The sequence below is a fragment of the Streptomyces sp. WELS2 genome (assembly GCF_013870595.1).
Taxonomy (GTDB): domain Bacteria; phylum Actinomycetota; class Actinomycetes; order Streptomycetales; family Streptomycetaceae; genus Streptomyces.
Window position 1 is genome coordinate 1 of the sequence record NZ_JACBWZ010001342.1, and the last position, 1,076, is coordinate 1,076.

The 1,076-nt window shown below is 71.8% G+C and carries 2 protein-coding genes; one reads left to right on the forward strand and one right to left on the reverse strand.

What is annotated here, in order from left to right; translation table 11 throughout:
* The coding region (locus tag H5J33_RS36220; protein WP_309485581.1) for an isopentenyl transferase family protein at positions 1-372 on the reverse strand (372 nt) is incomplete at its 3' end.
* Positions 373-607: 235 nt separating this feature from the next.
* Here H5J33_RS36220 and H5J33_RS36225 point away from each other — a divergent pair.
* Positions 608-892 carry an antitoxin gene (locus H5J33_RS36225; protein ID WP_181798908.1) on the forward strand — a complete coding sequence of 95 codons (285 nt, stop codon included), beginning with the start codon at positions 608-610 and terminating at the stop codon, positions 890-892.
* Positions 893-1,076: the final 184 nt, after the last annotated feature.

Genomic DNA, 1,076 nt, shown 5'->3' on the forward strand with positions numbered 1-1,076 from the left:
CGGGTCGGTGCCGGGGAACTCCAGGTTGTCGACGGCCCCGCGGACGTAGAGACCGGAGCCGCCGACCAGGACGGGCCAGCGGCCCTCGGCGAGCAGCGCGTCGATCCGCGCGCGGGCCAGTTTCTGGTACTCGGCGACCGAGGCGGTGACCGTCACGTCCCAGATGTCCAGCAGGTGGTGCGGGATGCCGCCGCGCTCCTCGGGCGTCAGCTTGGCGGTACCGATGTCCATCCCCCGGTACAGCTGCATGGAGTCGGCGTTGACGACCTCGCCGCCGAGTTGCTGGGCCAGGAAGACACCGAGATCGGACTTTCCGGCCGCGGTGGGACCTACGACGGCGATGACGCGGGGGGCGACGGGTGCACTGCTCACCGCACCAGTCTCGCAAACGCCCGGGAGACGCATCGAGGCAGTCGGCACCGGGCACCCGGTGGATAGGCGGCGGGCGAGGTGGGTACGTACCGGGCGACGCGGCGAATCGCCCGCACGAGTACCGTATGGGGTGGATCCGGGCGCATCAGCCCGGTTTCCCTGCACGGTTTCCCGGCAGGCGCACGGCGCGGTCGGCGAGGACGTCGGCGGGGAACCCCGCGAGGGAAGGTGGACCATGGGTCTGTTGGACAACATGAAGGCCAAGCTGGGTCCGGCCAAGGACAAGGTGTCGGACCTCGCCCGGCAGCACGGGGACAAGGTCCAGCACGGGATCGACAAGGCCGCCAAGGCCGTCGACGAGCGGACCAAGGGCAAGTACAGCGACAAGATCCAGGCGGGCACGGGCAAGGCCAAGGAGGCCGTGGACCGCCTCGCGCACCAGAGCGGCCCCACGGCGACACCGCCGCCCACGGACCCGACGACCCCGACCCGCCCGGAGGGACCGCCGCCGACTTCGTGAGGAAGCCGGCTCCGGCGGGGCCGTTCAGGACCAGGTGGCGACCAGATATCCCACGCCGTACGGCGCGTCCTCGTACAGCAGGGTGCCGGTGAGGCGGGTGTCGTGTGCCGCGCCGGCGAGGATCTGCCAGGGGGCGCGGCCGGCCGCCTTCAGTTCGCGGGGCCCCCGACCCCGACACCTTCTG

Bases quoted from the DNA above. Each gene is read 5' to 3' on its own strand.
- H5J33_RS36225 (WP_181798908.1), top strand. From the start codon at position 608: ATGGGTCTGTTGGACAACATGAAGGCCAAGCTGGGTCCGGCCAAGGAC.